The sequence below is a fragment of the Gaiella occulta genome (genome assembly GCF_003351045.1).
GTDB classification, from domain to species: Bacteria; Actinomycetota; Thermoleophilia; order Gaiellales; family Gaiellaceae; genus Gaiella; species Gaiella occulta.
Genome location: NZ_QQZY01000001.1, coordinates 123366 through 145537, shown reverse-complemented (window position 1 = coordinate 145537; position 22172 = coordinate 123366). Strand labels below are relative to the sequence as shown.

24 protein-coding genes are annotated in these 22172 nt (G+C 72.8%); 19 read left to right on the top strand and 5 right to left on the bottom strand.

Annotated elements, in window-relative coordinates:
* Positions 1–12: 12 nt before the first annotated feature.
* Positions 13–702, top strand: coding sequence for a GntR family transcriptional regulator (locus Gocc_RS00690; protein WP_114794615.1), 690 nt, complete (start codon positions 13–15; stop codon positions 700–702).
* 167 nt (positions 703–869) lie between these two features.
* On the opposite strand, the gene Gocc_RS00685 is transcribed toward Gocc_RS00690, so the two are convergent.
* The 4 genes from Gocc_RS00685 to Gocc_RS00670 all read right to left on the bottom strand — a co-directional run bounded on the left by Gocc_RS00685 (position 870) and on the right by Gocc_RS00670 (position 3106).
* Positions 870–1841, bottom strand: a complete 972-nt coding sequence (locus Gocc_RS00685) for a response regulator (protein ID WP_114794614.1) — start codon at positions 1839–1841, stop codon at positions 870–872.
* Positions 1838–2446: a response regulator transcription factor gene (locus Gocc_RS00680; RefSeq protein WP_114794613.1), complete on the bottom strand. Its 609-nt coding sequence runs from the start codon at positions 2444–2446 to the stop codon at positions 1838–1840. Before Gocc_RS00680 ends, Gocc_RS00685 begins: the two co-directional genes overlap by 4 nt.
* 67 nt (positions 2447–2513) lie before the next feature.
* Positions 2514–2879 carry a glutaredoxin family protein gene (locus tag Gocc_RS00675; RefSeq protein WP_114794612.1) on the bottom strand — a complete coding sequence of 122 codons (366 nt, stop codon included), beginning with the start codon at positions 2877–2879 and terminating at the stop codon, positions 2514–2516.
* On the bottom strand, positions 2876–3106 hold the full coding sequence (locus Gocc_RS00670; RefSeq protein WP_114794611.1) for a BolA/IbaG family iron-sulfur metabolism protein: 231 nt from the start codon (positions 3104–3106) through the stop codon (positions 2876–2878). The genes Gocc_RS00675 and Gocc_RS00670 overlap by 4 nt, the downstream gene beginning before the upstream one ends.
* A gap of 17 nt (positions 3107–3123) precedes the next feature.
* Between Gocc_RS00670 and Gocc_RS15875 the strand changes: the two genes are divergently transcribed.
* The 6 genes from Gocc_RS15875 to Gocc_RS00645 all read left to right on the top strand — a co-directional run bounded on the left by Gocc_RS15875 (position 3124) and on the right by Gocc_RS00645 (position 9003).
* Positions 3124–3261 carry a hypothetical protein gene (locus tag Gocc_RS15875; protein WP_181813259.1) on the top strand — a complete coding sequence of 46 codons (138 nt, stop codon included), beginning with the start codon at positions 3124–3126 and terminating at the stop codon, positions 3259–3261.
* Positions 3258–3683: a hemerythrin domain-containing protein gene (locus tag Gocc_RS00665; RefSeq protein WP_114794610.1), complete on the top strand. Its 426-nt coding sequence runs from the start codon at positions 3258–3260 to the stop codon at positions 3681–3683. The genes Gocc_RS15875 and Gocc_RS00665 overlap by 4 nt, the downstream gene beginning before the upstream one ends.
* A gap of 87 nt (positions 3684–3770) precedes the next feature.
* Positions 3771–4547: an aminoglycoside phosphotransferase family protein gene (locus tag Gocc_RS00660; protein WP_181813258.1), complete on the top strand. Its 777-nt coding sequence runs from the start codon at positions 3771–3773 to the stop codon at positions 4545–4547.
* A gap of 103 nt (positions 4548–4650) precedes the next feature.
* Positions 4651–7368: an aconitate hydratase AcnA gene (gene acnA / locus Gocc_RS00655; RefSeq protein WP_114794608.1), complete on the top strand. Its 2718-nt coding sequence runs from the start codon at positions 4651–4653 to the stop codon at positions 7366–7368.
* A gap of 4 nt (positions 7369–7372) precedes the next feature.
* Complete coding sequence (locus Gocc_RS00650; protein ID WP_114794607.1) at positions 7373–7660, top strand: hypothetical protein; 288 nt, start codon at positions 7373–7375, stop codon at positions 7658–7660.
* Complete coding sequence (locus tag Gocc_RS00645; protein ID WP_181813257.1) at positions 7657–9003, top strand: purine-cytosine permease family protein; 1347 nt, start codon at positions 7657–7659, stop codon at positions 9001–9003. Before Gocc_RS00650 ends, Gocc_RS00645 begins: the two co-directional genes overlap by 4 nt.
* On the opposite strand, the gene Gocc_RS00640 is transcribed toward Gocc_RS00645, so the two are convergent.
* Entirely contained in the window at positions 8980–9987 is a 1008-nt protein-coding gene (locus Gocc_RS00640; protein ID WP_114795117.1) for a LacI family DNA-binding transcriptional regulator, read from the bottom strand. The genes Gocc_RS00645 and Gocc_RS00640 overlap by 24 nt on opposite strands.
* A gap of 123 nt (positions 9988–10110) precedes the next feature.
* Between Gocc_RS00640 and Gocc_RS00635 the strand changes: the two genes are divergently transcribed.
* The 12 genes from Gocc_RS00635 to Gocc_RS00580 all read left to right on the top strand — a co-directional run bounded on the left by Gocc_RS00635 (position 10111) and on the right by Gocc_RS00580 (position 22161).
* Positions 10111–11094 carry a TIM barrel protein gene (locus Gocc_RS00635; RefSeq protein ID WP_114794605.1) on the top strand — a complete coding sequence of 328 codons (984 nt, stop codon included), beginning with the start codon at positions 10111–10113 and terminating at the stop codon, positions 11092–11094.
* Positions 11095–11149: 55 nt separating this feature from the next.
* The gene (locus Gocc_RS00630; protein ID WP_114794604.1) at positions 11150–12163 is read left to right on the top strand and encodes a substrate-binding domain-containing protein; all 1014 of its coding nucleotides are present in this window, start codon (positions 11150–11152) and stop codon (positions 12161–12163) included.
* A gap of 65 nt (positions 12164–12228) precedes the next feature.
* Positions 12229–13296, top strand: coding sequence for an ABC transporter permease (locus tag Gocc_RS00625; protein WP_220150371.1), 1068 nt, complete (start codon positions 12229–12231; stop codon positions 13294–13296).
* A complete protein-coding gene (locus tag Gocc_RS00620; protein WP_114794603.1) occupies positions 13293–14108 on the top strand; it encodes an ATP-binding cassette domain-containing protein in 816 nt (271 codons plus the stop codon). Before Gocc_RS00625 ends, Gocc_RS00620 begins: the two co-directional genes overlap by 4 nt.
* Positions 14105–15064: a 5-dehydro-2-deoxygluconokinase gene (iolC, locus tag Gocc_RS00615; protein ID WP_114794602.1), complete on the top strand. Its 960-nt coding sequence runs from the start codon at positions 14105–14107 to the stop codon at positions 15062–15064. Before Gocc_RS00620 ends, iolC begins: the two co-directional genes overlap by 4 nt.
* On the top strand, positions 15051–15944 hold the full coding sequence (gene iolB, locus Gocc_RS00610; protein ID WP_114794601.1) for a 5-deoxy-glucuronate isomerase: 894 nt from the start codon (positions 15051–15053) through the stop codon (positions 15942–15944). The genes iolC and iolB overlap by 14 nt, the downstream gene beginning before the upstream one ends.
* Positions 15941–17125 carry a Gfo/Idh/MocA family protein gene (locus Gocc_RS00605; RefSeq protein ID WP_220150370.1) on the top strand — a complete coding sequence of 395 codons (1185 nt, stop codon included), beginning with the start codon at positions 15941–15943 and terminating at the stop codon, positions 17123–17125. Before iolB ends, Gocc_RS00605 begins: the two co-directional genes overlap by 4 nt.
* Positions 17122–18963, top strand: coding sequence for a 3D-(3,5/4)-trihydroxycyclohexane-1,2-dione acylhydrolase (decyclizing) (gene iolD / locus Gocc_RS00600; protein WP_114794600.1), 1842 nt, complete (start codon positions 17122–17124; stop codon positions 18961–18963). Before Gocc_RS00605 ends, iolD begins: the two co-directional genes overlap by 4 nt.
* On the top strand, positions 18960–19973 hold the full coding sequence (gene iolG / locus Gocc_RS00595) for an inositol 2-dehydrogenase (protein WP_114794599.1): 1014 nt from the start codon (positions 18960–18962) through the stop codon (positions 19971–19973). The genes iolD and iolG overlap by 4 nt, the downstream gene beginning before the upstream one ends.
* The gene (locus tag Gocc_RS00590) at positions 19973–20911 is read left to right on the top strand and encodes an SDR family oxidoreductase (RefSeq protein WP_181813256.1); all 939 of its coding nucleotides are present in this window, start codon (positions 19973–19975) and stop codon (positions 20909–20911) included. The genes iolG and Gocc_RS00590 overlap by 1 nt, the downstream gene beginning before the upstream one ends.
* A 27-nt stretch (positions 20912–20938) precedes the next feature.
* Positions 20939–21754: a PfkB family carbohydrate kinase gene (locus tag Gocc_RS00585; protein ID WP_114794597.1), complete on the top strand. Its 816-nt coding sequence runs from the start codon at positions 20939–20941 to the stop codon at positions 21752–21754.
* A complete protein-coding gene (locus tag Gocc_RS00580) occupies positions 21751–22161 on the top strand; it encodes a beta propeller repeat protein (protein ID WP_114794596.1) in 411 nt (136 codons plus the stop codon). The genes Gocc_RS00585 and Gocc_RS00580 overlap by 4 nt, the downstream gene beginning before the upstream one ends.
* The last annotated feature ends 11 nt before the right edge of the window (positions 22162–22172 follow it).

The following is a 22172-nucleotide window of genomic DNA, read 5'->3' as shown; positions in this document are numbered from 1 at the left end:
TTCGAACATCGAATGTCAACCATCCGGCAGCTGAGCGAGGACGGGCCCGTGACGGCACGGCCGCTGCGCGTCCGCTCGGTGGTGGGGCTCGCCTACGACGAGGTGCGCGGCATGATCGTCGGCGGCTCGCTCGCGCCCGGCGCGCGCCTCGGGCAGGGCGACCTCGCCGACCAGCTCGGCATCTCGCGCGGGTCCGTACGCGAGGCGCTGCGCCGCCTCGCGGGCGACGGCCTCGTCGAGTTCGAGGTCAACCGCGGCTTCTTCGTCGCGGACATCGGGCTCGACAACGTGCGCCAGCGACTCGAAGTGCGGCTCGTGCTCGAGCCCGAGATCGCCCGCCTCGCCGCCGAGCGGCGCGGCAACGACGACCTCGCGGCCATGCGCGCGGCGATCGCGAGCGAGCGTGCGGCGCGCTCCTCGGACAGCGCGCACGACGCCAGTCGCGCCTTCCACGTCGCGCTCGCCGCAGCGACGCACAACGACGCGTTCACGAAGCTGCTCGAGTCGCTCTGGATCGCCGACGTGGGCCGGCGCCTGCTCGCACAGCGGCGCCGCACGTCCTCGTGGCAAGACGACGACGTCGCCGAGCACGAGCAGATCGCCGCGGCTCTCGAGGCCCGCGACGGCGACACGGCGGCACGGCTGATGCGCGACCACGTCGCGAGCGCGGTGCGCCACTGGTCTCCGCGCCAGGGCGGCTGAGCGGCCGCGCGGGATGCGGGGACGAGCGGCCGCCGCGGCGACGCGACCCCCGTCGGTACGCCGCCGCGGCAGCCGGCCGCTCGTTCGCGGGCTCACATCCGGAAGGAGCGAGAGCCGGGCATGTCGTGCACGAACACCATCGGCGCCCGCGCGGCAGGCGCTGTCCCCTAATCGGGGTCGGACGCGGCCCCTTCTCGCGCCCGCAGCCCGTCCACGAGCGCGAGCAGGCGCTCGACGTCGACGGGCTTGGAGAGGTAGCCGCTCGCACCCGCCTGCTCGAGCGCGGCCGCTCGCGGCAGCTGCGCGTCGCCGCTCACGATCACGACGGGCAGCGGCCAGGCGGGGCCCACGCGCAGGCGTCGCAGCACCTCCTCGCCGTCGACGTCGGGGAGCCGCAGATCGAGCAGCACGAGATCGGGCCGCTGCGCCTCGGCGATCGCGATTCCCTCCTCGCCGCCTCGCGCGACGAGAAGGCGCACGTCCGGCCGGCGCTCCAGTACGCGCCGGACGAGCAGGCCGCTGACCTCGTCGTCCTCGACACAGAGGACCGTCAGCGGAGGCCGCGCGGCACCCGGTTCCGCGGCGGCGGACGGTACGCCCGCTGCCGGGCGAGCCGCCGCCGACGCGTCGGCGGCGGCGCCGATCCGTTGTTCGAGCTCCCCCGCCGCCTGGAGGATCGCGTCGACGTACTCCCGCTCGGCGGCGCCGATCTCGGACATCTGCAAGAGCCGCGCGAAGCCCGAGATCGCGTTGAGCGGCGTGCGCAGATCGTGGGCCAGCTGCGAGACGAGCCGCGACCACGCCTCGGCCTCCTCGCCCGTGCCGCGGGAGCCCCCGGCCGGAGCGGCAGCGCCGGCCGGCAGCTCGCGCTCGGCCTCGGCGCGGGCGGACTCGATCGCCGCCTGCGCCGAGGGCAGGTCGGGAGGATCGGCGCCGAGCGCCTGCTCGACGCGCTCCATCGCCGCGGCCACGCCCTCGAGCGCGAGCACCCGCGACGAGCCCTTCAGCGTGTGCGCGATCCGGACGGCGGCGGCGACGTCCGGGCCGCCGACGGCGTCGGCGAGGGCGGCGAGCCGCCACTGCACCTCTTCGGCGAACTCAACGCGAAGACCATGCGTCTCGTCGGACGGAGGTGTCACACGACTCCCCGCCTGCGTGCCTCCAACACCGCCTCGGCGCGGCGGTGCACGCCGAGCTTGGTGTAGGCCCGCTCGAGCAGCGTCTTCACGGTCTCGCCGGAGATGCCGAGATCGGCGGCCACCTGCCTGTTCGTCCTGCCCGCCGCGACGAGCGCCAGCACCTCGCACTCGCGCGGGGCGAGGGGGGCCTCGCCCTCGGGTCGGCGTGGATGGCCGGCATCGAAGATGCCGCGTCCGTCGAGCACGGAGTCGAGCACCTCGACGAAGCGGTCGATGTTCGACGACTTGACGAGGCTCGCCTGGGCGCCCGCCTCGCGCGCGGTCTCGTTGAGGCCGGGATGCGGGCGCGCCGTCATGAGCACGGCCGGCCGCTCGTCGCCGCTCCTGCGCACGGCGCGCACGAGCTCCGTGCCGAGCTTGTCGGGCAGGAACTGGTCGACGAGGAGCACGTCATAGTGGCGGCGCCGGATCAGCTCCTCCGCCTCCGCCGCCGTGCTCGCCTCACCCGCGATCCGGTACGTGCCGGAGCGCAGCGCTTCGCGCACCCAGGAACGGACGATGGCATCGTCCTCGACGACGAGAACCGCTGTGTGTGCCGACGGCATGTCGTTTGGCGCGCGCGCCGGAAGGAGACGCGCGCGATGTCAGTGTAGGCAGCGCAACGGACGGCGCTCAGGCGGGTAGCGCGAGCTCCAGCGTGCGCACCGTCTGCTCGCGTTCCGTGCCGAGGGCGGCGTCGAGCCTGGCCTGGAGCTCGCCGGAGGCGTGCAGCTCCTCGGTGATGTCGGCGCCGCCGATCAGCTCGCCCCGCACGAACACCTGCGGGATCGTCGGCCACTCGCTGAGGGCGGACAGCTCCTGGCGGATGCGTGGGTCGGGGAGGACGTCGACGGCGGCGATCGGGGCGCCCGCCGACCACAGCGCCTGCAGCGCGCGCAGCGAGTTCCCGCAGGCCGGCATCTCGGGGGTGCCCTTCATGAAGACGACCACCGGCTCGGTGGCGATCACGTGCTGGATCTGCTCGGAGAGGGTGCTCATGCCGTTCCCTTCGTTCGGATGCGGAGCTCGTGGATGGTGCCGTCGGCGAGCGGCGCCGCGAGAGCTGCGTTGACGAGCCGGTGCTGCTCGATCAGGGAGAGCCCGTCGAAGGCGCTCGAGACGACGGTCACCTGGAAGTGGTCGCCGCCGCCGGTCCGGTCGTCCACGGCGATCTCCGCGCCGGGGAAGGCCCGCTCGAGCAGATCGCGGATCACGGTGCTCGCCATCGGCGATGATGCTAGCGATGACCGGTCGCGTCGCCTTCCTGCTCTCCTCGCCCGCGGTCTCCCGACCGTACGGCGCGGCGGTCGCCGGGAACCTCGACCCGGCGCGAGAACCGTCGTCCGAGCGTGGTATCGGCCGGCCGCAGGCGGCGCCGTGAAGCGACATCCGGCGCTCGTGCCGCTCTCGCGTGAGCACCATCAGGAGCTCTCGTCCGCCCGCGGGCTGCGCAGAGCGGCGACGGCCGCCGACGACGAGCGAGCGACGGCCGCACGCGCGTACGTCGACCGGTTCTTCAGCGCGACCGTCGACCACTTCCGCGTCGAGGAAGATCTGCTCTTCCCTCTCTACGTCCGCTACGCCGGGAAGACGGAGGTGCTCGGCCGGATCCTGCGCGAGCACATGGAGCTGCACGGGCTCGTCCGCGCGCTCCGGGCCGAGGTGGCAGCGGGTCAGGTCGAGGCCGCCACGCTCGAAGCGATCGGCTCGCTCCTCGAGGAGCACGTGCGGCTCGAGGAGAGGGAGCTGTTCGAGGAGATCCAGCGGGTCGTACCGGCCGCCGAGCTCGAGCGTCTCGGATGAGGGATCTCGCGCGGCAGCCGAGAACGCGGATCCGGCCGGCTACGGCCGCGCCGCGATGTTCACGTCTCGACCGCCTCGACTGAGCACGTGCGCGAGGCCGTCCAGCCCACGTTTCGATCGTCCGTCACCCGCCTCGCCGGCGACGACGCGACGGCGTGGCTCCGGGAGCTGCCCGCACTCGAGGCCGAGGTGGCTGCCCGCTGGAACCTCGAGCTCGGCCCGGAGCTGCCCGGTGGGATCCTCGCGTCGGTGCGTGCCGTGCGGCAGGCAGACGGCACGGACGCGGTGCTGAAGCTCGCAGGGCCCGGGGATCGAACGGTCGACGAGATCGCCTGCCTGCGCATGTGGGCGGGCGGCGCCACGCCCGAGCTGCTCGACGCCGACGAGTCACGCGGCGCGATCCTGCTCGAGCGCATCGTTCCGGGAGCGGCGGCGATCGACGCGGACGTCGAGCATGTCGCGGCTCTCCTCCGGCAGATCCAGCTTCCCGACGCGCCTCCCCTGCGGCCTCTGGTCGACGTGGTGCGACGCCGGCTCGATCGCGCCGAGCGTGACGGGCGGGCGTCGGGAGCGCGGCTCGCGTGGGCCCGGAGGGCCGTCGAACGCCTCGAAGAGGACGCGCCCGCGCCCGTGATCGTCCACGGCGACTTCGACGAGCGCAACCTGCTCACGTGTGCGCGGCGCGGCCTGTGCGCGATCGATCCGCTGCCGTCTGTCGGAGACGGAGCCTACGACGCCGCCTCCTGGGTGCACGCGAACCGGCGGCCCGGCAGGCGCGCGCGCTTCGACGACATCGCCGCGGCACTGAGCCTCGACCGGGGGCGGCTCCGGGACTGGTGCGGCGTCGTCGCCGTGCACGGCTGAGCGCGAGCGCGCCCGTGCCCCGCGTCGTGACCGGCGGACGGCCGCAGCGGTCGAACCGCGACTCCGGCGAGCCGACCGGCTTCCCGCGCCTACAATGGCGGCAATGGCCCACCCCGACTCCTTCGGCGCGCGCTCGACGCTCTCTGTCGGCGGACGCGAGCTCGAGATCTTCCGGATCGGCGCGCTGCAGTCGCGCCACGACGTCGCCCGCCTGCCGTACACGCTGCGGATCCTGCTCGAGAACGTGCTCCGCAACGAGGACGGGGCCACGGTCACGCGCGCCGACGTCGAGGCGGTCGCCGGCTGGAATGCCGGGGCGGAGCCGTCGCGCGAGATCTCGTATACCCCGGCCCGCGTGCTGCTGCAGGACTTCACGGGCGTGCCCGCCGTCGTCGACCTCGCCGCCATGCGCGCCGCCGTCGCCGAGCTCGGCGGCGACCCCCGGCGCATCAACCCGCTGATCCCGGCCGAGCTCGTCATCGACCACTCGGTGCAGGTCGACGAGTTCGCCTCGCGCTTCGCGATGCAGCACAACTCCGAGCTCGAGTTCGAGCGCAACCGGGAGCGCTACGCGTTCCTGCGCTGGGGACAGTCGGCGTTCGCGAACTTCAAGGCGGTGCCGCCGAACACGGGCATCTGCCACCAGGTCAACCTCGAGTTCCTCGCGCGCGTGATCGAGGAGCGCGACGGCCGGGCGTTCCCGGACACGCTCGTCGGCACCGACTCGCACACGACGATGGTGAACGGCCTCGGCGTGCTCGGGTGGGGAGTCGGCGGCATCGAGGCCGAGGCCGCGATGCTCGGCGAGGCGATCTCGATGCTCGTGCCGCAGGTCGTCGGCTTCCGCCTGCACGGCTCTCTCCCGGAGGGGGCGACCGCCACCGACCTCGTCCTCACCGTCACCCAGATCCTGCGCCAGCTCGGCGTCGTCGGGAAGTTCGTCGAGTACTTCGGGCACGGCCTCGCCGGCCTGCCGCTCGCGGACCGCGCCACCATCGCCAACATGTCCCCCGAGTACGGGGCGACGTGCGGCTTCTTCCCCGTCGACGACGAGACCCTGCGCTACCTCCGCCTCACCGGCCGCGGCGAGGATCGCATCGCGCTCGTCGAGGCCTACTGCAGGGAGAACGGCCTCTGGCACGACCCCGGCGAGCAGCCGACCTACTCCCAGGTCGTCGACCTCGACCTCTCGAGCGTCGAGCCCTCGCTTGCCGGGCCACGGCGACCGCAGGACCGGATCCCGCTGAAGGATGCGAGGAACGCCTTCGCCGCCGCTCTGCCGTCGTTCGGCGTCGACGCCGGCAACGGCCGCGTCGACGAGGCGGTCGAGGAGTCGATGGACGCGAGCGATCCGCCCGCTCTCACCGCGACGCGCACGCACACCGCCGTGGCGCTGACGCTCGACGGCGAGAGCGTCGAGATCGACCACGGCGCGGTCGTGATCGCCGCGATCACGTCCTGCACGAACACCTCCAACCCGGCTGTGATGATCGCGGCCGGCCTGCTCGCGAAGCGGGCGGTCGAGCGGGGCCTGCAGCGGAGGCCCTGGGTGAAGACGAGCCTCGCGCCCGGCTCGAAGGTCGTGACGGAGTACTACGACAGGGCCGGGCTGACGCCCTACCTCGAGGCGCTCGGCTTCTACACCGTCGGCTACGGCTGCACGACGTGCATCGGCAACTCCGGGCCGCTGCCGGAGGAGGTCTCGCGCGCGGTCACGGAGGGCGATCTCGTCGCATGCGCCGTGCTCTCGGGCAACCGCAACTTCGAGGCGCGCATCCACCCGGAGGTGAAGGCGAACTACCTCGCCTCGCCGCCGCTCGTCGTCGCCTACGCGCTCGCCGGGCGCATGGACGTCGACCTGCTCAGCGAGCCGCTCGGGCACGACCGCGACGGCGAGCCCGTCTTTCTCGCCGACCTGTGGCCCGCGCCGGCCGACGTGCAGGAGACGATGGAGCAGGCGATCGGGCGAGAGATGTTCGCCTCCACGTACGCGAACGTCTACGAGGGCGACCATGCCTGGCGCGAGCTGCCGGTTCCCACGGGAGAGCTGTTCGAGTGGGAGGAGGCGTCGACGTACGTGCGCCGGCCACCCTACTTCGACGGCATGGCGCTCGAGACCGGCACGATCGGGGACATCGTCGGCGCGCGCTGCCTCGTCTCGGTCGGCGACTCGGTCACGACCGACCACATCTCCCCCGCCGGCTCGATCAAGCCCGATTCCCCGGCCGGGCACTACCTCCTCGAGCACGGCGTCGAGCCGAAGGATTTCAACTCGTACGGCTCGCGTCGCGGCAACCACGAGGTGATGGTGCGCGGCACGTTCGCGAACGTGCGGCTGCGCAACCGGCTCGTGCCCGGCTCCGAGGGGACGTGGACCGTGCACGTGCCGTCGCACGAGCAGATGACGATCTTCGACGCCGCGCAGCGCTATCTCGCCGAGGGCGCGCCGACGATCATCCTCGCCGGCAAGGAGTACGGCTCCGGCTCCTCGCGCGACTGGGCCGCCAAGGGGCCGAAGCTGCTCGGCGTGAAGGCCGTCATCGCCGAGAGCTACGAGCGGATCCACCGCTCCAACCTGCTGATGATGGGGATCCTGCCGCTGCAGTTCCTCCCGGGCGAGAACCCGGACACGCTCGGCCTCAGCGGCCGCGAGGAGTACGCGATCACCGGCGTCGCGAACGGCGAGGCGCGCGAGGTCACGGTGCGTGCCGACGACAGGGAGTTCCGCGCCGTCGTCCGGCTCGACACGCCGCGCGAGCGCGAGTACGTGCGGCACGGCGGCATTCTCCCCTACGTGCTGCGGCGCCTGCTCGACGCCTGAGCCCGTGATTCCACCGCTGCTCCTCGTGGTCACGGGCCCGCCCAACCGGCTCCTGCAGGTCTACGCGACAGCACCGGAAGAGCTCGTGCTGGAGCGGTTCGCGGCGCGGGCTCGCACGCCGGGCCGGCACGAAGGTCACGCCGACGTCGCAGCCATCCCCGAGGTCGAGCAGGGGCTCGCGACCGGTCGCTGGCGCCCTCTCGCCCTCTCCGGAGAGCTCGTCGAGCTCGATTCGTCCGGCCCGATCGATCTCGAGCCGGTCGAAGCGCGCGTCCGTACGCTGTGCGCGTGACGGGTGCGCACGACACGACCGGAATCGAGCCAGTTCCCGACGCGCAGCGCGTGCTCGGGTCGCTCGACACCGGGCTCCTGTGGGGCAACCTCGGCGTCTCGCTGCTCGTGATCGTCTCGGGCGCGATCCTCGTGCCGGCGCTGTCGCTGCCGCAGGCGATCGTCGCGATCGTGCTCGGCTGCACGGTCGGCAGCCTGATGCTCGCGACGGCGGCGTCGATCGGTGCTCAGGCACGCGTGCCCGGCATGGTGCTGCTGCGCGCGCCGCTCGGGCAGCGCGGCTCGTACCTGCCGACGGCCGTCAACGTCGTGCAGTGCCTCGGCTGGACGATCTTCGAGCTGATCGTCATCGCCTCCGCGGCCGGCGCGCTCTCCGACGAGCTGTTCGGGTTCGAGGCCGGGTGGGCGTGGACGCTCCTGTTCGGTGCGCTCGCCCTCGTGCTCGGGCTGCTCGGCCCGATCGGCGTCGTCCGCCGCTTCGTCCGCCGCATCAGCGTGTGGGCCGTCCCGCTCGCGGTCGCCTACCTGAGCTGGTGGGCGCTCGACGGCGCCGGCCTCGGGGCGCTCTGGCAGCGCGACGGCGAGGGCGGGCTGTCGGTGTGGCAGGGGGCGGACATCGTCGTCGGCGTCACCGTCTCCTGGATCCCGCTCGTCGCCGACTACACCCGCTACTGCCGCTCCCCGCGCGCCGCGTTCCGCGGCGTCGGGCTCGGCTACGGACTGACGGACGCCTGGATGCTCGCGCTCGGCGCGGTGCTCGTGCTCTCCCGCGACCTCTCGGACGCGGCAGCCCTGCCGGCGGCGGTCGTGGCGGGCGGCCTCGTCGCGGTCGTCGCCCTGCTGGCGCTGACGGTGGCGGAGACCGACGAGGCCTTCGCAAACGCGTACTCGGGCGCCGTCTCGCTGCAGAACCTCGCGCCCCGCGTGCCGCAGCGCCTGCTCGTGATCGCGACGACCGCTCTCGGGACGATCGGAGCGCTGACGATCGACCTCGTCTCCTACCAGTCCTTCCTGCTCCTGCTCGGGTCGTTGTTCGTGCCGCTGTTCGGCGTGCTGCTCGCCGACTGGCTCGTCGCGGGCCGCCGCTACACGCGCGACGACCTCTTCCGGGCGCCGTCGTGGCGCCCGGGCCTGATCGCGGCCTGGGCGGCCGGGTTCGCGCTCTACCAGTGGCTCTACCCGAGCGGGCCGTCCTGGTGGGTCGACCAGGTGCGGCGACTCGGCAACCCGGGCTGGGCGATCCCGGTGACGGTGCCGAGCTTCGTCGCGGCTTTCGGCGTCGCCGTGCTCGTGGCGGCGCTGCAGCGGGAGCGCTCGCCCCTACGCGCGCAACCGCAGCGCTGAGCCCCGCGGCCGCGCGGTGCTCGAGCGGACGACCAGCTCCGGCGTGAGGCGCACGTGCAGGGCGTCGCTGCGCCCCTCTTCGATCCGCTCGACGAGCGCCGCGAGCGCCAGCCGCCCCATCTCCGGCCGCGGCTGGTTGACCGTCGTCAGGGAAAGACCGCGCAGACCCGCGAGGAAGACGTCGTCGTAGCCGACGACGGAGACGTCTTCGGGCACCCGCAGCCCCTCGGCGTCGAGCCGGTCGATCGCGCCCGCGGCGACGAAGTCGTTTGCCGCGAAGATCGCCGTCGGCATGTCGCCGTCGGCGAGCATCCGCTCCACCGCGCGCGCACCCGCCTGCGCGGTGTAGTCACCCGCGATCACGCGTCTTCCCCCGTCGCAGCCGTGCTCGCGCATCGCGCGCGCGTACGCCGCCCGCCGCGTCGAGGCGCCCGCGCCGCTGCCTCCGTCGATGTGGGCGATGCGCCGATGGCCGAGCGCGGTGAGGTGCCCGACGACGGCGCGCACGCCCTGGTAGTCGTCGTTCGCGACCGAGTCCACCATGCTCGAGCGCATCACGCGCGCGACCACGACGACGGGCACCGCCTCCGCGAGGCCGGTGATCGCCGAGGCGGAGAGGCGAGGGCCGACGAGCACGATCCCGTCCGTGCGGTACTCGAGAAACGCCTCGACGGCCCGCTCCTCGCCCCGCGTGCGGGCACCGGCCGAGGCAATCAGGATGCGGTATCCGAGCCGTTCCGCCTCCTCGTCGACGCCGTCCAGCACCTCGGCGTAGAACGGGTTGTGCAACTCGTTGAGGAGAACGCCGACGGTGCGCGTGCGACGGCTCGCGAGACCGCGGGCCATGGCGTTCGGCCGGTAGCCGAGCCGCTCGGCGACGGCCAGCACCCGCTCGCGCCTCTTCACGCCCACCTTGGGGCTGTCCCGCATCACCAGCGAGACGAGCGCGCGCGACACGCCGGCCTCGCGCGCCACGTCCTCCATCGTCACGCGCACCCCGGCAGCGGGCCACTTGACAGGTTCGTTTCGAGATCGCATAATCGCCCGACACTCCGGATTAGAGCGCTCTAACGATGGAGCGCTCCAACGGCAACAGTATCCGTGTCGATGGCGACGATCAAGGAAAAGCAGCGCCGACCTGGTGCGTTCGCGCTCCAGGAGCGCCTCGCCGCCGGCCCGATCTCGTGGGGAGTGTGCGAGGTGCCGGGCTGGGGTGCCGAGCTGCGGCCGGAGCGCGTCCTGCGCGAGATGCGATCGCTCGGCATCACGGCGACGGAGGCGGGCCCGGTCGGCTACCTCGGGGACGACGCCGCGGCGATCAGGGAGGCGCTGTCAGGCGCCGGCATGCGTCTCGTCGGCGGCTTCCTGCCCGTCGTGCTGCACGACCCCGCCGCGCTCGAGCCGACGCTCTCCTCCGCACGACGCACGGCACAGGTGCTCGGGGAGGCCGGCGCGACCCACCTCGTCTCCGCCGCGGTCGTCGACCTCGCATGGTCGCCACGTGTGGCGCTCGACGCCGGCGCCTGGCGCCACGTCTTCGGCGCCCTGGCGCGGATCGACGACATCGCCGCCCGAGCGGGACTCGAGCACGTGCTCCATCCTCATGTCAACACGATCGTCGAGCGCGACGAGGACGTCCGGCGCGTGCTCGACGGAAGCGACGTCTCGATCTGCCTCGACAGCGGCCATCTCACGCTCGGCGGCAGCGACGTCCTCTCCCTGGCAACGGAGGCGGCCGACCGTGTCGGCCACGTCCACCTGAAGGACGTGCGGGCGGACGTCGCCCGCCGCCTGCGCGAAGGCGAGCTCGATCTCGTCGCGGCGACCCGACACGGCCTCTTCTGCGCGCTGGGTGACGGAGATGTCCCCGTCGACAGGGTCGTACGGGCTCTCGAGGAGCGCGGCTACCGCGGTTGGTACGTGCTCGAGCAGGACACGGCGCTCGACTCGGACGAGATCCCGGACGGCAAGGGCCCGGTCGAGGACGTGCGCCGTAGCGTGGCATTCCTCCGTCGCTGCCTGGCGCCGACGGGCGCCGCTTCGGCGGGTGGCAAGGAGGTGACTCGGCCGGCGAACCGCACACGAAGGTAGGTCGCCCTCGGGCGAGCGGACGGACACACAGAGACAGAAGGAGGGAAGGAGCACGATGACCGAGCACGAGACATACGAGCTGCAGGGAGAGCACGGCCACAGCCGTCGCGATCTTCTCGTCAAAGGCGGCCTCATCACCGCGGGTGCGGCACTGCTCGGCTCGCCGGCGGCGGCATTCGCCTCGCGCGGATCCACAGCGGCGTCGCCTGCGAAGGTGGCCGTCGTCACCCACGGTGACACCGGATCGTTCTGGTCGGTCTTCAAGCGCGGCGTCGACCAGGCGGCCAAGGATCTCGGAGGCGCGGTGAAGGTCACGCAGGTCTACGCCGCCAACGACGTCGCCAAGCAGGTTGCGGGCCTCAACGCCGCCATCGCGGCCAGGGTGAACGTGATCGCGACGTCGGTGCCGGACGCGAGCGCCCTCAAGGACCCGCTGACGAAGGCGGCGCAGAAGGGGATCGAGATCATCACGGTGAACTCGGGCCTCGGCGCCTTCGACAGCCTCCGCACCTACGAGGTGCACGTGGGGCAGACCGAGGACGTCGCGGGCGAGGGCGCCGGCAAGCAGTTCACGGCCGCCGGGGCGAAGAATCTCGTCGTCGTCGTCCACGAGGCGAGCAACTCCGGCCTGACGCTGCGCGCCGCCGGGGCGAAGAAGACGTTCAAGGGCTCGACGAAGACGCTGCTGATCCCGAATGCCACGTCCGACCTGCCGGGCACGAAGGCGAAGATCGCCGCCTACTTCAAGGCCAATCCGAAGACGGACGCGTTCCTCGGGCTCAACCCCGACGTGACGGTCGCCGCCCTGGACGCGCTCCCGAAGGGAACGAAGGTCGGCACGTTCGACCTCAACGCCCAGGTGATCCCGAGCATCCTGGCGGGCAGGATCCTGTTCGCGATCGACCAGCAGCAGTACCTGCAGGGCTACCTGCCGGTCGTGTTCGCCTACCTGTTCGTCACCAACCTGAACACGGTCGGCAACGGCGCGCCCGTGCTGACCGGCCCCGGCATCGTCAACAAGGCGAACGCGGCCCGGGTGGCCGCACTCGCCAAGAAGGGCACCCGCTAGCAACCAGCCTGCGCTCCGGGCGGGCGGGAGACCCTCTCCCCTCCGCCCGGCGCTAGGCCGTGGGAGTGATCGAGATCGCAGACGACGCCGACAGGGTTGCGGGCACGACGGCGGACGAGCGCGTCGCCCGTGTGGGCGTGCTCGCGCGGGCGCTGCGGCGCCCGGATATCGGGGCGCTGATCGGCGCCGTGGCGGTGTTCCTCCTGTTCGCGTACACGGCGCGTGACGTGAACTGGGTCTCGGACGGGTCGATCATCAGCAGCTGGGTCAACACGGCCGCGTACGTCGGAATCGTGGCCGCCCCTGTCGCCCTGCTGATGATCGGGGGCGAGTTCGATCTCTCCGCCGGCGTCATGGTGGGCAGCTCCGGACTGCTGCTCGGACTCCTCACGACGCGCGCCGACTGGAACATCTGGCCGGCGATCGTGGTGGTGATCCTGTTCGGCCTGACGGTCGGCTTCCTCAACGGCTACACGGTCGTGAGGACGAAGCTGCCGAGCTTCATCGTCACGCTCGGGACGTTCTTCATCCTGCGCGGGCTCAACGCCGGCGGCGTGATCAGCCTGACCGGCACGGTCTCGATCGACGAGATCGACGCGGCCAGCGGCTTCGACTCCGCGCGCAAGCTGTTCGCCTCGACGATCTGGCCGCAGTACGGCCTCAGCGTCACGGTCGTCTGGTGGTTGGGGATCACCGTGCTGGCGGCCTGGCTGCTCGCCCGCACCCGTTTCGGCAACTGGATCTTCAGCGTCGGCGGCGATCCCGTCGCCGCTCGCAACGTCGGCGTCCCGGTGGCACGGACGAAGATCCTGCTGTTCATGATGACGTCGACGGTCGCCTCGCTGTGGGGGATCATGATCGCGATCAGCCTGCGTGGGATCCAGAGCAACGAGGGCGTCGGCCGGGAGTTCGAGTTCATCATCGCCGCCGTCGTCGGCGGCTGCCTGCTCACCGGCGGCTACGGCTCCGTGCTCGGGGCGGCGTTCGGCGCGGCCATCCTCGGCATGGCCCAGATCGGGATCATCGTCTCCCAGTGGGACACGAACTGGGTCTTCTTCTTCGAGGGCGTCGTGCTCGTGCTCGCGGTCATGCTCAACACGGCGATCCGGCGGCGGGCGGAGAGGTCGAGATGACCGTCGCGCAAGCGAGCGCCGGTGCTGCCCGGCACCTGCTCGAAGTGGAGGGGATCTCGAAGCACTTCGGCAACGTCGTGGCGCTGAAGGACGTCTCCGCCCACGTCGACGCGGGCGAGGTGACGTGCATCCTCGGCGACAACGGCGCCGGGAAGTCGAGCTTCATCAAGATCCTCTCGGGCGTGCACCGGCATGACGAGGGGCGCCTCGTCGTGGACGGCGAGGAGGTGACGTTCCAGTCCCCGCGCGACGCGCGCGCCCGGGGCATCGCGACCGTCTACCAGGACCTCGCGATGGTGCCCCTGATGTCGATCTGGCGCAACTTCTTCCTCGGCGAGGAGCCGACGAGGGGACGTGGGCCGGCGCGCCGGCTGGACATCGCCGTCGCCAAGCGGATCGCGCGCGAGCAGCTCAAGCAGATGGGGATCGACGTGCGCGACCCGGACCAGCCTGTCGGGACCCTCTCCGGAGGAGAGCGGCAGGCCGTGGCGATCGCCCGCGCGATCTACTTCGGCGCGCGCGTGCTGATCCTCGACGAGCCCACGTCGGCGCTCGGGGTGAAGCAGGCGGGGATCGTGCTCAGGTACATCCTCCAGGCGCGGGACAAGGGGGTCGGCGTGATCTTCATCACGCACAACCCCCACCACGCCTTCCCGGTCGGGGACCACTTCATCCTCCTCAACCGCGGCAGGGTGACGGGCGACTACGCGAAGGGCTCGATCACGCGGGAGGAGATCGTGCGCCAGATGGCGGGCGGCGCCGAGCTCGACGAGCTGACGCTGGAGCTCGAAGAAGTGCAGTCGCGCGAATGACGCGCGAGCTCGAGATCGTGACCGTAGGCCGCGTCGGGGTCGACTTCTACGCCGAGGAGCCGCACGCGAGCCTCGCGCAGGCGCGGCGGTTCCAGAAGTCGGTCGGCGGCAGCCCCACCAACGTCGCGGTGGCGGCGGCCCGGCTCGGGCGCCGCGCGGCGGTGTTCACGAAGGTCGGCGACGACGAGCTCGGCCGCTACGTCCGGACCGCCCTCGAGCGCGAGTTCGGCGTCGACACGCGGTTCGTCGGCACGGACCCGACGCTGAAGACGCCGATCGTGGTGGCGGCGCTCGACCCCCCGGAGAACCCCCGCTTCGTCTTCTACCGCGAGCCGGCCGCGCCCGACTCGACGATCCTCCCCGGGGAGATCGACATGGACGTCGTCCGCCGGGCGCCGGTGCTGTGGGTGAGCGCCGGCGCGCTCGCGGCCGAGCCGTCGCGCTCGACCACGAGAGCCTTGCTGGCCGAGCGGCGGCGGCGGCGCCATACGATCCTCGATCTCGACTACCGCCCGTCGTTCTGGCCGAGCGAGGACGAGGCACGGCACGAGATCGGCGCCGCGGTCGACGCGGCGACGCTCGCCGTCGGCAACCGCGCCGAATGCGAGATCGCCGTCGGCACCGCGCACCCCGACGCGGCGGCGGACGCGCTGCTCGCACGCGGTGTCGAGATCGCGATCGTGAAGCTCGGCGGCGACGGCGTCCTCGTCGCCACGGGTGGCGGGCGGCGCATCGTGCCGCCGCTCCCCGTCGACGTCGTCTGCGGGCTCGGCGCCGGCGACGCCTTCGGCGGCGCCCTCTGCCACGGGCTCCTCTCGGGCTCGAGCCCGTTCGAGGCGGCGGCCCTCGCGAACGCCGCCGGGGCGCTCGTCGCCTCACGGCTGCTCTGCGCGGACGCGATGCCGACCGAGCCCGAGCTGCGCGAGTTGCTGGAGGCACGTCGTGCGGACTGCTGAGCTCCACCTCCCGGCGGGCTCGTGCGCGGAGGCCGGCGCCGCGGTGGTCGTCACACCGGAGCGTGCCGGCTGGACGTATTGCGGCCTGCGCGTCGTCCGGCTCGCCCCCGGCGCGGCGCGCGCGATCGACACGAGCCGCGACGAGGTGGCGGTCGTGCCGCTCTCCGGCGGGCCGCTCGAGCTCGAGATCGACGGCGCCCGCTTTCGCCTCGAGGGGCGCGAAAGCGTCTTCGCTCGCGTCAGCGACTGGGCCTACGTGCCACTCGCGGCGACGGCGGTCGTGCATGCGCCCGCCGGCGCAGAGGTCGCGCTCGCCTCGGCCCGGGCGGAACGCCGTCTCGAGCCCGCGGTCGTCCCCGCCGCGGCGGTGCCGGTCGAGATTCGCGGCGCCGGCCACGCGACACGTCAGGTGACCAACTTCCTCGCACCCGATGCCTTCGCCGGCGCCGACCGGCTCATCTGCGTCGAGGTGCTCACGCCCGACGGCAACTGGTCGTCGTATCCGCCCCACAAGCACGACGACTCGCCCGAATGCGCGGCGAACAACGAGGAGATCTACTACTTCCGCGTCGGGCACGGCGGCGTGGCGGCGGCCGGCGAGGGCTTCGCGCTGCACCGCACCTACACCGCGGACGGGTCGATCGACGCCACCGTCGCCGTCCGCGACGGGGACGTCTTCCTCGTTCCGCGGGGCTACCACGGCCCGAGCGTCGCGGCACCGGGGTATCCCCTCTACTACCTGAACGTGATGGCCGGGCCGAACCCGGAGCGGACGATGGCGATCGTCGACGACCCGCGGCACGCCTGGATCCGGGCGAGCTGGGAGACGATGGCGCCCGACCCGCGCTGCCCGCTGACGACGGCGGACGGCCCCCGGTGAGCAGGCCGCACATCGGCATCGGGCTGATCGGCTTCGGCTGGATGGGACGGGCCCACAGCCGCTCCTACCGCCGCATCCCCATGCTCTTCGAGGACCGCGCCGCCGAGCCCGAGCTCGTGATCGTGAGCGACACCGACGCGTCGCGCGCCGGAGAGGCAGTCTCGTCCTTCGGCTTCCGCGAGGCGGCGACCGGCTGGCGCGCCGTCGTCGAGCATGCGGACGTGGACGTCGTCGTCGTGACGGCGCCCAACATGCTCCACGTCGAGATCGTCGAGGAGGCCGCGGCGGCGGGCAAGCACGTGTTCTGCGAGAAGCCCGTGGGCGGGACGCCGGCCCAGACCGTGCGCGCCGCGACCGCCGCGCGCCGGGCAGGCGTGATCACGGGGGTCGGCTACAACTACCGCTTCGCGCCGCTCGTCCAGTACGCGCGGCAGCTGCTCGCCGACGGCAGGCTCGGCGAGATCACGACCTACCGTGGGCGCTTCTTCTCGATGTACGGAAGCGATCCGCTCGGCGTCCTGAGCTGGCGCTTCCTCGCCGACGAGGGCGGCTACGGCGTCTCCAGCGACCTCCTCAGCCATGCCGTCGACCTCGCCCACATGCTCGTCGGGCCGATCGCGCGCGTCGTCGCGACGCGGGCGACGACGATCCCCGAACGGCCCCTGCCGAAGCCGGGTGGCGGCACCCACTACGGTCGCGGCGCCGTCGACGACCCCACGGGGGCGGTGACGAACGAGGACTACGTGGCGATGCTGGTGGAGTTCGAGAGCGGCGCCCGTGGCACGTTCGAGTCCTCCCGCACGCTCGTCGGCCCCGAGAGCCAGATGGCGTTCGACGTCTACGGCACGCGGGGAGCGCTCGGCTGGAACCTCGAGCGGCTGAACGAGCTGCAGCTCTACCTCGCCGGCGACGAGCCGCACAGCGGGTACACGACGGTGCTCGCCGGCGACCGCTTCCCCTACCACGGCTCGTTCGTGCCGGGGAACGCGAACGGGATCGGATTCGAGGATCTGATCGCGATCGAGGACGTCGAGTTTCTGCAGGCGGTTGCGCGCGGAGAGCCGTACGAGCCCGGCTTCGAGGCCGCGCTTCGGTTCGTGAGCGTGCAGGACGCAGCCGTCAGGTCGTGGGAGTCGGGGCGCTGGGAGGATGTCGTGCGGATCGAGGAAGGCGAGACATGAAGACGGTGAGACTCACGGCGGCGCAGGCGATCGTCCGCTTCCTCGTGGCGCAGCGAACGATCGTGGACGGCCGCGAGGCGCCGCTGTTTCCGGGCGTGTTCGCGATCTTCGGGCACGGGAACGTGACGGGCCTCGGCAACGCGCTCGAGGAGGCGCGCGACGTCCTGCCGACCTACCGCGGACAGAACGAGCAGGGGATGGCACTCGCGGCGACCGCCTTCGCGAAGGCGACGCGCCGCCGGCAGATCATGGTCGCGACCTCGTCGATCGGCCCGGGCGCGACGAACATGGTGACGGCGGCCGCGGCCGCCCACGCCGACCGGCTGCCGCTCCTCCTGCTCGCCGGCGACACGTTCCAGAGCAGGATCCCGGATCCCGTCCTCCAGCAGCTCGAGCGCTTCGAGGCGCCGTCCGTGACCGTGAACGACGCGTTCCGGCCGGTGACGCGCTACTGGGACCGGATCGTCAGGCCGGAGCAGGTGGTGCAGTCGCTGCCGCTCGCCGTGGAGACGATGCTCGACCCCGCCGACTGCGGGCCCGCGTTCATCGGCCTTCCGCAGGACGTCCAGACCGAGGCCTACGACTTCCCGGAGCGTCTCTTCGAGCCGCGCGTGCACGAGCTGCGTCGGCCTCGGCCGGACCGGCGGCAGCTCGCCGCCGCCGCCGAGGCGCTGCGCGGCGCACGGCGGCCGCTCGTCGTCGCGGGCGGCGGCGTCCACTACTCGCTCGCCGAGCAGGAGCTCGCCGGCTTCGCCGAGGCGCACGGGCTGCCGGTCGTCGAGACGGTCGCCGGCAAGTCGTCCCTCGTCGCCGCGCACCCGTGCTATTCCGGCCCGATCGGAGTGCTCGGGTGCCCGCAGGCGAACCGGCTCGCGGCCGAGGCCGACGTCGTGCTCGCAATCGGGACGCGGCTGCAGGACTTCACGACCGGCTCGTGGACGGTCTTCGGCGAGGATGCTCGGATCGTCGCCCTCAACGTCGCGCGCTTCGACGCGACGAAGCACCTGGCGCAGCCGCTGGTCGCGGATGCGCGAGAGGGCCTTCGCGAGCTCGACGAGCTGCTCCGGGGATGGAGCGCGGGTCCGGCGTGGATCGAGCGAGCACGGCAGGAGGCGGAGGATCTCGAGCGCTTCGTCGCGGAAGCGACACGACCGGGGCCGGACGGCGAGCTCCCGTCCTACGCACAGGTGGTCGGCGCCGTGAACCGGCTTTCCGGCGAGCACGACTACGCGCTGACGGCCTCGGGCGGATTTCCCGGCGAGCTGAACGCCAACTGGCTCGCGAAGGGCGTCGCCACGTTCGACTGCGAGTACGGCTACTCGTGCATGGGCTACGAGATCGCGGGTGCCTGGGGCGCGAGGATGGCCCGTTCGGACGGCGAGGTGATCGCGTTCCTGGGCGACGGCTCGTACCTGATGCTGAACTCCGACCTGCTGAGCTCGGTCGTCAGCGGGCACAAGCTGATCGTCATCCTCTGCGACAACGGCGGCTATGCCGTGATCGAGCGGCTTCAGGTGGGTCAGGGCGGAGCGCCGTTCAACAACATGTTCTCCGGCATCGGGCCGCACGCGGTCGAGGTGGACTGGGTCGCGCACGCGCGCTCGCTGGGGTGCGAGGCCGAGGCTGTGACGACCGTGGCCGAGCTCGAGGAGGCGTTCGGGCGCGCCCGCCGCGCCGACCGCACGACCGTCATCGCGCTGAAGACGGCCCCGCAGGTGTGGACGGACAGCGGCGCCTTCTGGGAGGTGGGCGTGCCCGAGGTCACGCCGCGGCCCGAGGTCGCGGCCGCGCGCGAGCGCCTGCTCGCCGGCAAGCGCGGGCAGCGGGTGGGCTGGTGAGCGCGCCGGTTCGCGTCGGCGTGCTCGGGGCCGGCCGCATCGGCCGGATGCACGCCGAGCTCGTCGCCCGCCGCGTTCCCGGGCTCGCGCTCGCCGCCGTCCACGACGTCGACGGGGCGGCGGCGCGCGAGACGGCTGCGGCGCTCGGAGTCGAGGCGGCGCGCTCGGTCGAGGAGCTCCTCGCCTCTCCCGCGGTGGATGCGGTCGCCATCTGCACGACCACCGGCACGCACGTCGACCTCCTCGTCGCGGCTGCCTCGTCCGGCAAGCCCATCTTCTGCGAGAAGCCGCTCTCGCTCGACCTCGCCGAGGCCGACAGAGGCCTGGCGGCCGTCGAGCGCGCCGGTGTCCTCCTCCAGGTCGGGTTCAACCGCCGCTTCGATCCCGCGCACAGGTCGGTTCGGGACGCGGTCGCCTCCGGCGCGATCGGCGAGACGCACCTCGTCCGGATCTCGAGCCGCGATCCTGCCCCGCCGCCGATCGCCTACGTGCGGGCGTCGGGCGGGATCTTCCTCGACATGACGATCCACGACTTCGATATGGCGCGGTACGTGACGGGCAGCGAGGTCGAGGAGGTCTACGCGCGGGGCGAGGTGCGTATCGACCCGGCGATCGGCGCCGAGGGCGACTTCGACACGGCCGTCGTCACGCTCCGGCACGCCGACGGGACCCTGACCGTGATCGACAACAGCCGGCAGGCCGCCTACGGGTTCGACCAGCGCGTCGAGGCGTTCGGCTCCAGGGGGATGGCGGCGTCCGAGAACCCGCCCGCGCACACGGGAGCCGTCCGCACCGCCGAGGGGACGCGCACGCCGGCACTCCCGCACTTCTTCCTCGAGCGCTACCTCCCGAGCTACCTCGCGGAGTGGGAAGCCTTCGCGGAGGCGCTGCGGGCCGGCGGCCCGTCGCCGGTGAGCGGCGCCGACGGCCGCGCGCCGCTCGTGATCGGGCTCGCCGCCCGGCGATCGGCGCGCGAGGGGCGGCCCGTCCGGGTGGCCGAGATCGGATAGTGCGCGTCCTCGTCACGGGCGGCGCCGGTTTCGTCGGCTCGAACGTCGCACGCGTGGCGGCCGAGAGCGGGCACGACGTCGTCTGCGCCGTCCGCTCCGCGCCGCCGCTCCCCGACCCCCGCTGCTCCTACGTCGAGGTCGACCTCCTCGACCCCGCGGCGGCACGCGAGGCGGTGCTCGAGGCCCGGCCCGACGCGATCGTCCACACGGCGATCCTCAACGACCTCGGGCGGCTGTACGCCGAGCGGCGGCTCGCCTGGGAGGTCTACGTCGGGGTCACGCGCACGCTCGCAGACGCCGCGAACGGCGTGGACGCCCAGCTCGTCTACGTCTCGAGCGACTGGGTCTTCGACGGCACGCAGGCGGGCGCGGACGAGGCGGCTCCCCCGAACCCCGTCAACTACTACGGAGTGCTGAAGGCGGCGAGCGAGCTCGTCGCGCTCGAGCGGGCGCGCTCGGCGGCAGTGACGCGCATCGCCGCGGTGATGGGGGAGCACCGGGCGCGGCCCGAGACGCCGCGGGCGCAGGACCCGGGCTTCGGGTACTTCGTCGCCTCGCTCGTGGACGCCCTCTCGCGCGGCGAGCCGTTCACCGTCTGGGAGTCCGACGAGATCAACATGCGCGCCACGCCGAGCCTCGCAAGTCACTCCGCCGAGCTCATGCTCCTCGTCGCCGAGCGGCGCCTGAGCGGGATCTTCCACTGCTGCGGCGGGGAGGCGGTGACGCGAGCGGAGCTCGCCCGGGCCGCCGCGGAGGTCTTCGGGCTCGACGCGCGGCTGCTGCGCAGCGGCCCGCCGGACGCGGCGGTCCTCCCCCCGGCGCCGGTCCCGTACGACACGAGCATCGACGCGCGCGCGACGGCGGCCGCTCTCGGCTGCGAGCTGCCGACCGTGCGCGATCTCCTGCGCCGCTTTCGCCGCGAGCGGACGGGCACCTGACCCGCCGCGCCGAGTACGCTCAGCACCGTGCCGCGCCTCGCCGTGATCGGAAACGTCTCGCTGGACCGGGTCGACGGCGGTGCCGTCCGCCCGGGCGGCTGCCCCTCCTTCGCGGCGCTCGCGCTGCGCATGCTCGACGAAGGCGGCCAGATCCTCACGCGCTGCGCACCGGCCGACCTGCCGCTGTTCGAGGCGACGCTCGCCGCCCTCGGCGTTCCCGTGACGGTGATCCCGACGGAGACGACCAGCGCGTTCGGGCTGCACTACAGGGGCGAGCAGCGCACGATGACGGTCGATGCGGTCGGAGACACGTGGACGCCGGCCGACGTCGAGTCCGTCGACCCGGAGGCGCGCTGGGTGCACGTCGCCCCGCTCCTGCGCAGCGATTTCACCGCGGAGACGCTCTCCGCGCTCGCGCGGCACGGCCGGCGCGTCTCGTTCGACGGCCAGGGGCTCGTTCGCGTCCCGCGCGTCGGCCCACTCGCCGTCGACGGCGACTTCGACGCAGGCATCCTCGCCCACGTGCAGACCCTCAAGCTCGCCGAAGACGAGGCGACGATCATCGCCGGTGGGCGCTTCGACGCGGGCGCGGCCGAGCGGCTCGGCGTCCCCGAGGTGCTGCTCACGCTCGGGTCGGAGGGATCGATCGTCTACGCCGGCGGCAGGGCCGAGGCCGTCCCGGCCGCATGGCCCGTGCTCGGCGTGCAGACGACCGGCGCCGGCGACGTGTTCATGGTCGGGTACACGGCGGCACGGTCGGCGGGCGCGAATCCGGTCGAGGCGGCGCGCCTCGCCAGCGAGCTCGTCGCACGGATGCTCGACGAGCGCAAGCGGGGAGGATGACCGGCACGAGCCTCGTCTTCGTCGAATGCGCGCTCGGCATCGTCGCGGTCGACCTCGACGGCGAAGCCGTCGTCGGCTTCGCGAGCGACGCACGGCTCGAGCGGCCGGCGCTCGAGCTCGCCCTCCCCCTCGTCCTCGACGCCGACGTGCACGGGTCGACGGTCGTCGCCGTCGTCGACCGCCGGCCGCCGCTGATCGTGTCCTCCGACGGGGGCGGCAGCTGGCGCGAGGCGGGGGGCGGTCTGCCGCCCGGACGGGCCGTTGCCATCTCGCCGCAGCATCCCGACCGGATTCTCTTCGCCACCGCGGAGCGCCTCTACCTGTCGGAGGACGGCGGGCGCTTCTGGCGGGCGCTGGCGCCGGAGCTGATCGACGTCACGCGCGTCGCGTGGGATGCCGGGGAGTGAGACGGAGCGCG

What these genes read in the sequence shown, in the direction of transcription:
- Gocc_RS00690 (WP_114794615.1), top strand. Translation starts at nt 13, where the DNA reads ATGTCAACCATCCGGCAGCTGAGCGAGGACGGGCCCGTGACGGCACGG.
- Gocc_RS00680 (WP_114794613.1), bottom strand. Translation starts at nt 2,446, where the DNA reads ATGCCGTCGGCACACACAGCGGTTCTCGTCGTCGAGGACGATGCCATC.
- Gocc_RS00675 (WP_114794612.1), bottom strand. Translation starts at nt 2,879, where the DNA reads ATGAGCACCCTCTCCGAGCAGATCCAGCACGTGATCGCCACCGAGCCG.
- Gocc_RS00670 (WP_114794611.1), bottom strand. Translation starts at nt 3,106, where the DNA reads ATGGCGAGCACCGTGATCCGCGATCTGCTCGAGCGGGCCTTCCCCGGC.
- Gocc_RS15875 (WP_181813259.1), top strand. Translation starts at nt 3,124, where the DNA reads ATGACCGGTCGCGTCGCCTTCCTGCTCTCCTCGCCCGCGGTCTCCCGA.
- acnA (WP_114794608.1), top strand. Translation starts at nt 4,651, where the DNA reads ATGGCCCACCCCGACTCCTTCGGCGCGCGCTCGACGCTCTCTGTCGGC.
- Gocc_RS00640 (WP_114795117.1), bottom strand. Translation starts at nt 9,987, where the DNA reads ATGGAGGACGTGGCGCGCGAGGCCGGCGTGTCGCGCGCGCTCGTCTCG.
- Gocc_RS00635 (WP_114794605.1), top strand. Translation starts at nt 10,111, where the DNA reads ATGGCGACGATCAAGGAAAAGCAGCGCCGACCTGGTGCGTTCGCGCTC.
- Gocc_RS00630 (WP_114794604.1), top strand. Translation starts at nt 11,150, where the DNA reads ATGACCGAGCACGAGACATACGAGCTGCAGGGAGAGCACGGCCACAGC.
- Gocc_RS00620 (WP_114794603.1), top strand. Translation starts at nt 13,293, where the DNA reads ATGACCGTCGCGCAAGCGAGCGCCGGTGCTGCCCGGCACCTGCTCGAA.
- iolC (WP_114794602.1), top strand. Translation starts at nt 14,105, where the DNA reads ATGACGCGCGAGCTCGAGATCGTGACCGTAGGCCGCGTCGGGGTCGAC.
- iolD (WP_114794600.1), top strand. Translation starts at nt 17,122, where the DNA reads ATGAAGACGGTGAGACTCACGGCGGCGCAGGCGATCGTCCGCTTCCTC.
- Gocc_RS00580 (WP_114794596.1), top strand. Translation starts at nt 21,751, where the DNA reads ATGACCGGCACGAGCCTCGTCTTCGTCGAATGCGCGCTCGGCATCGTC.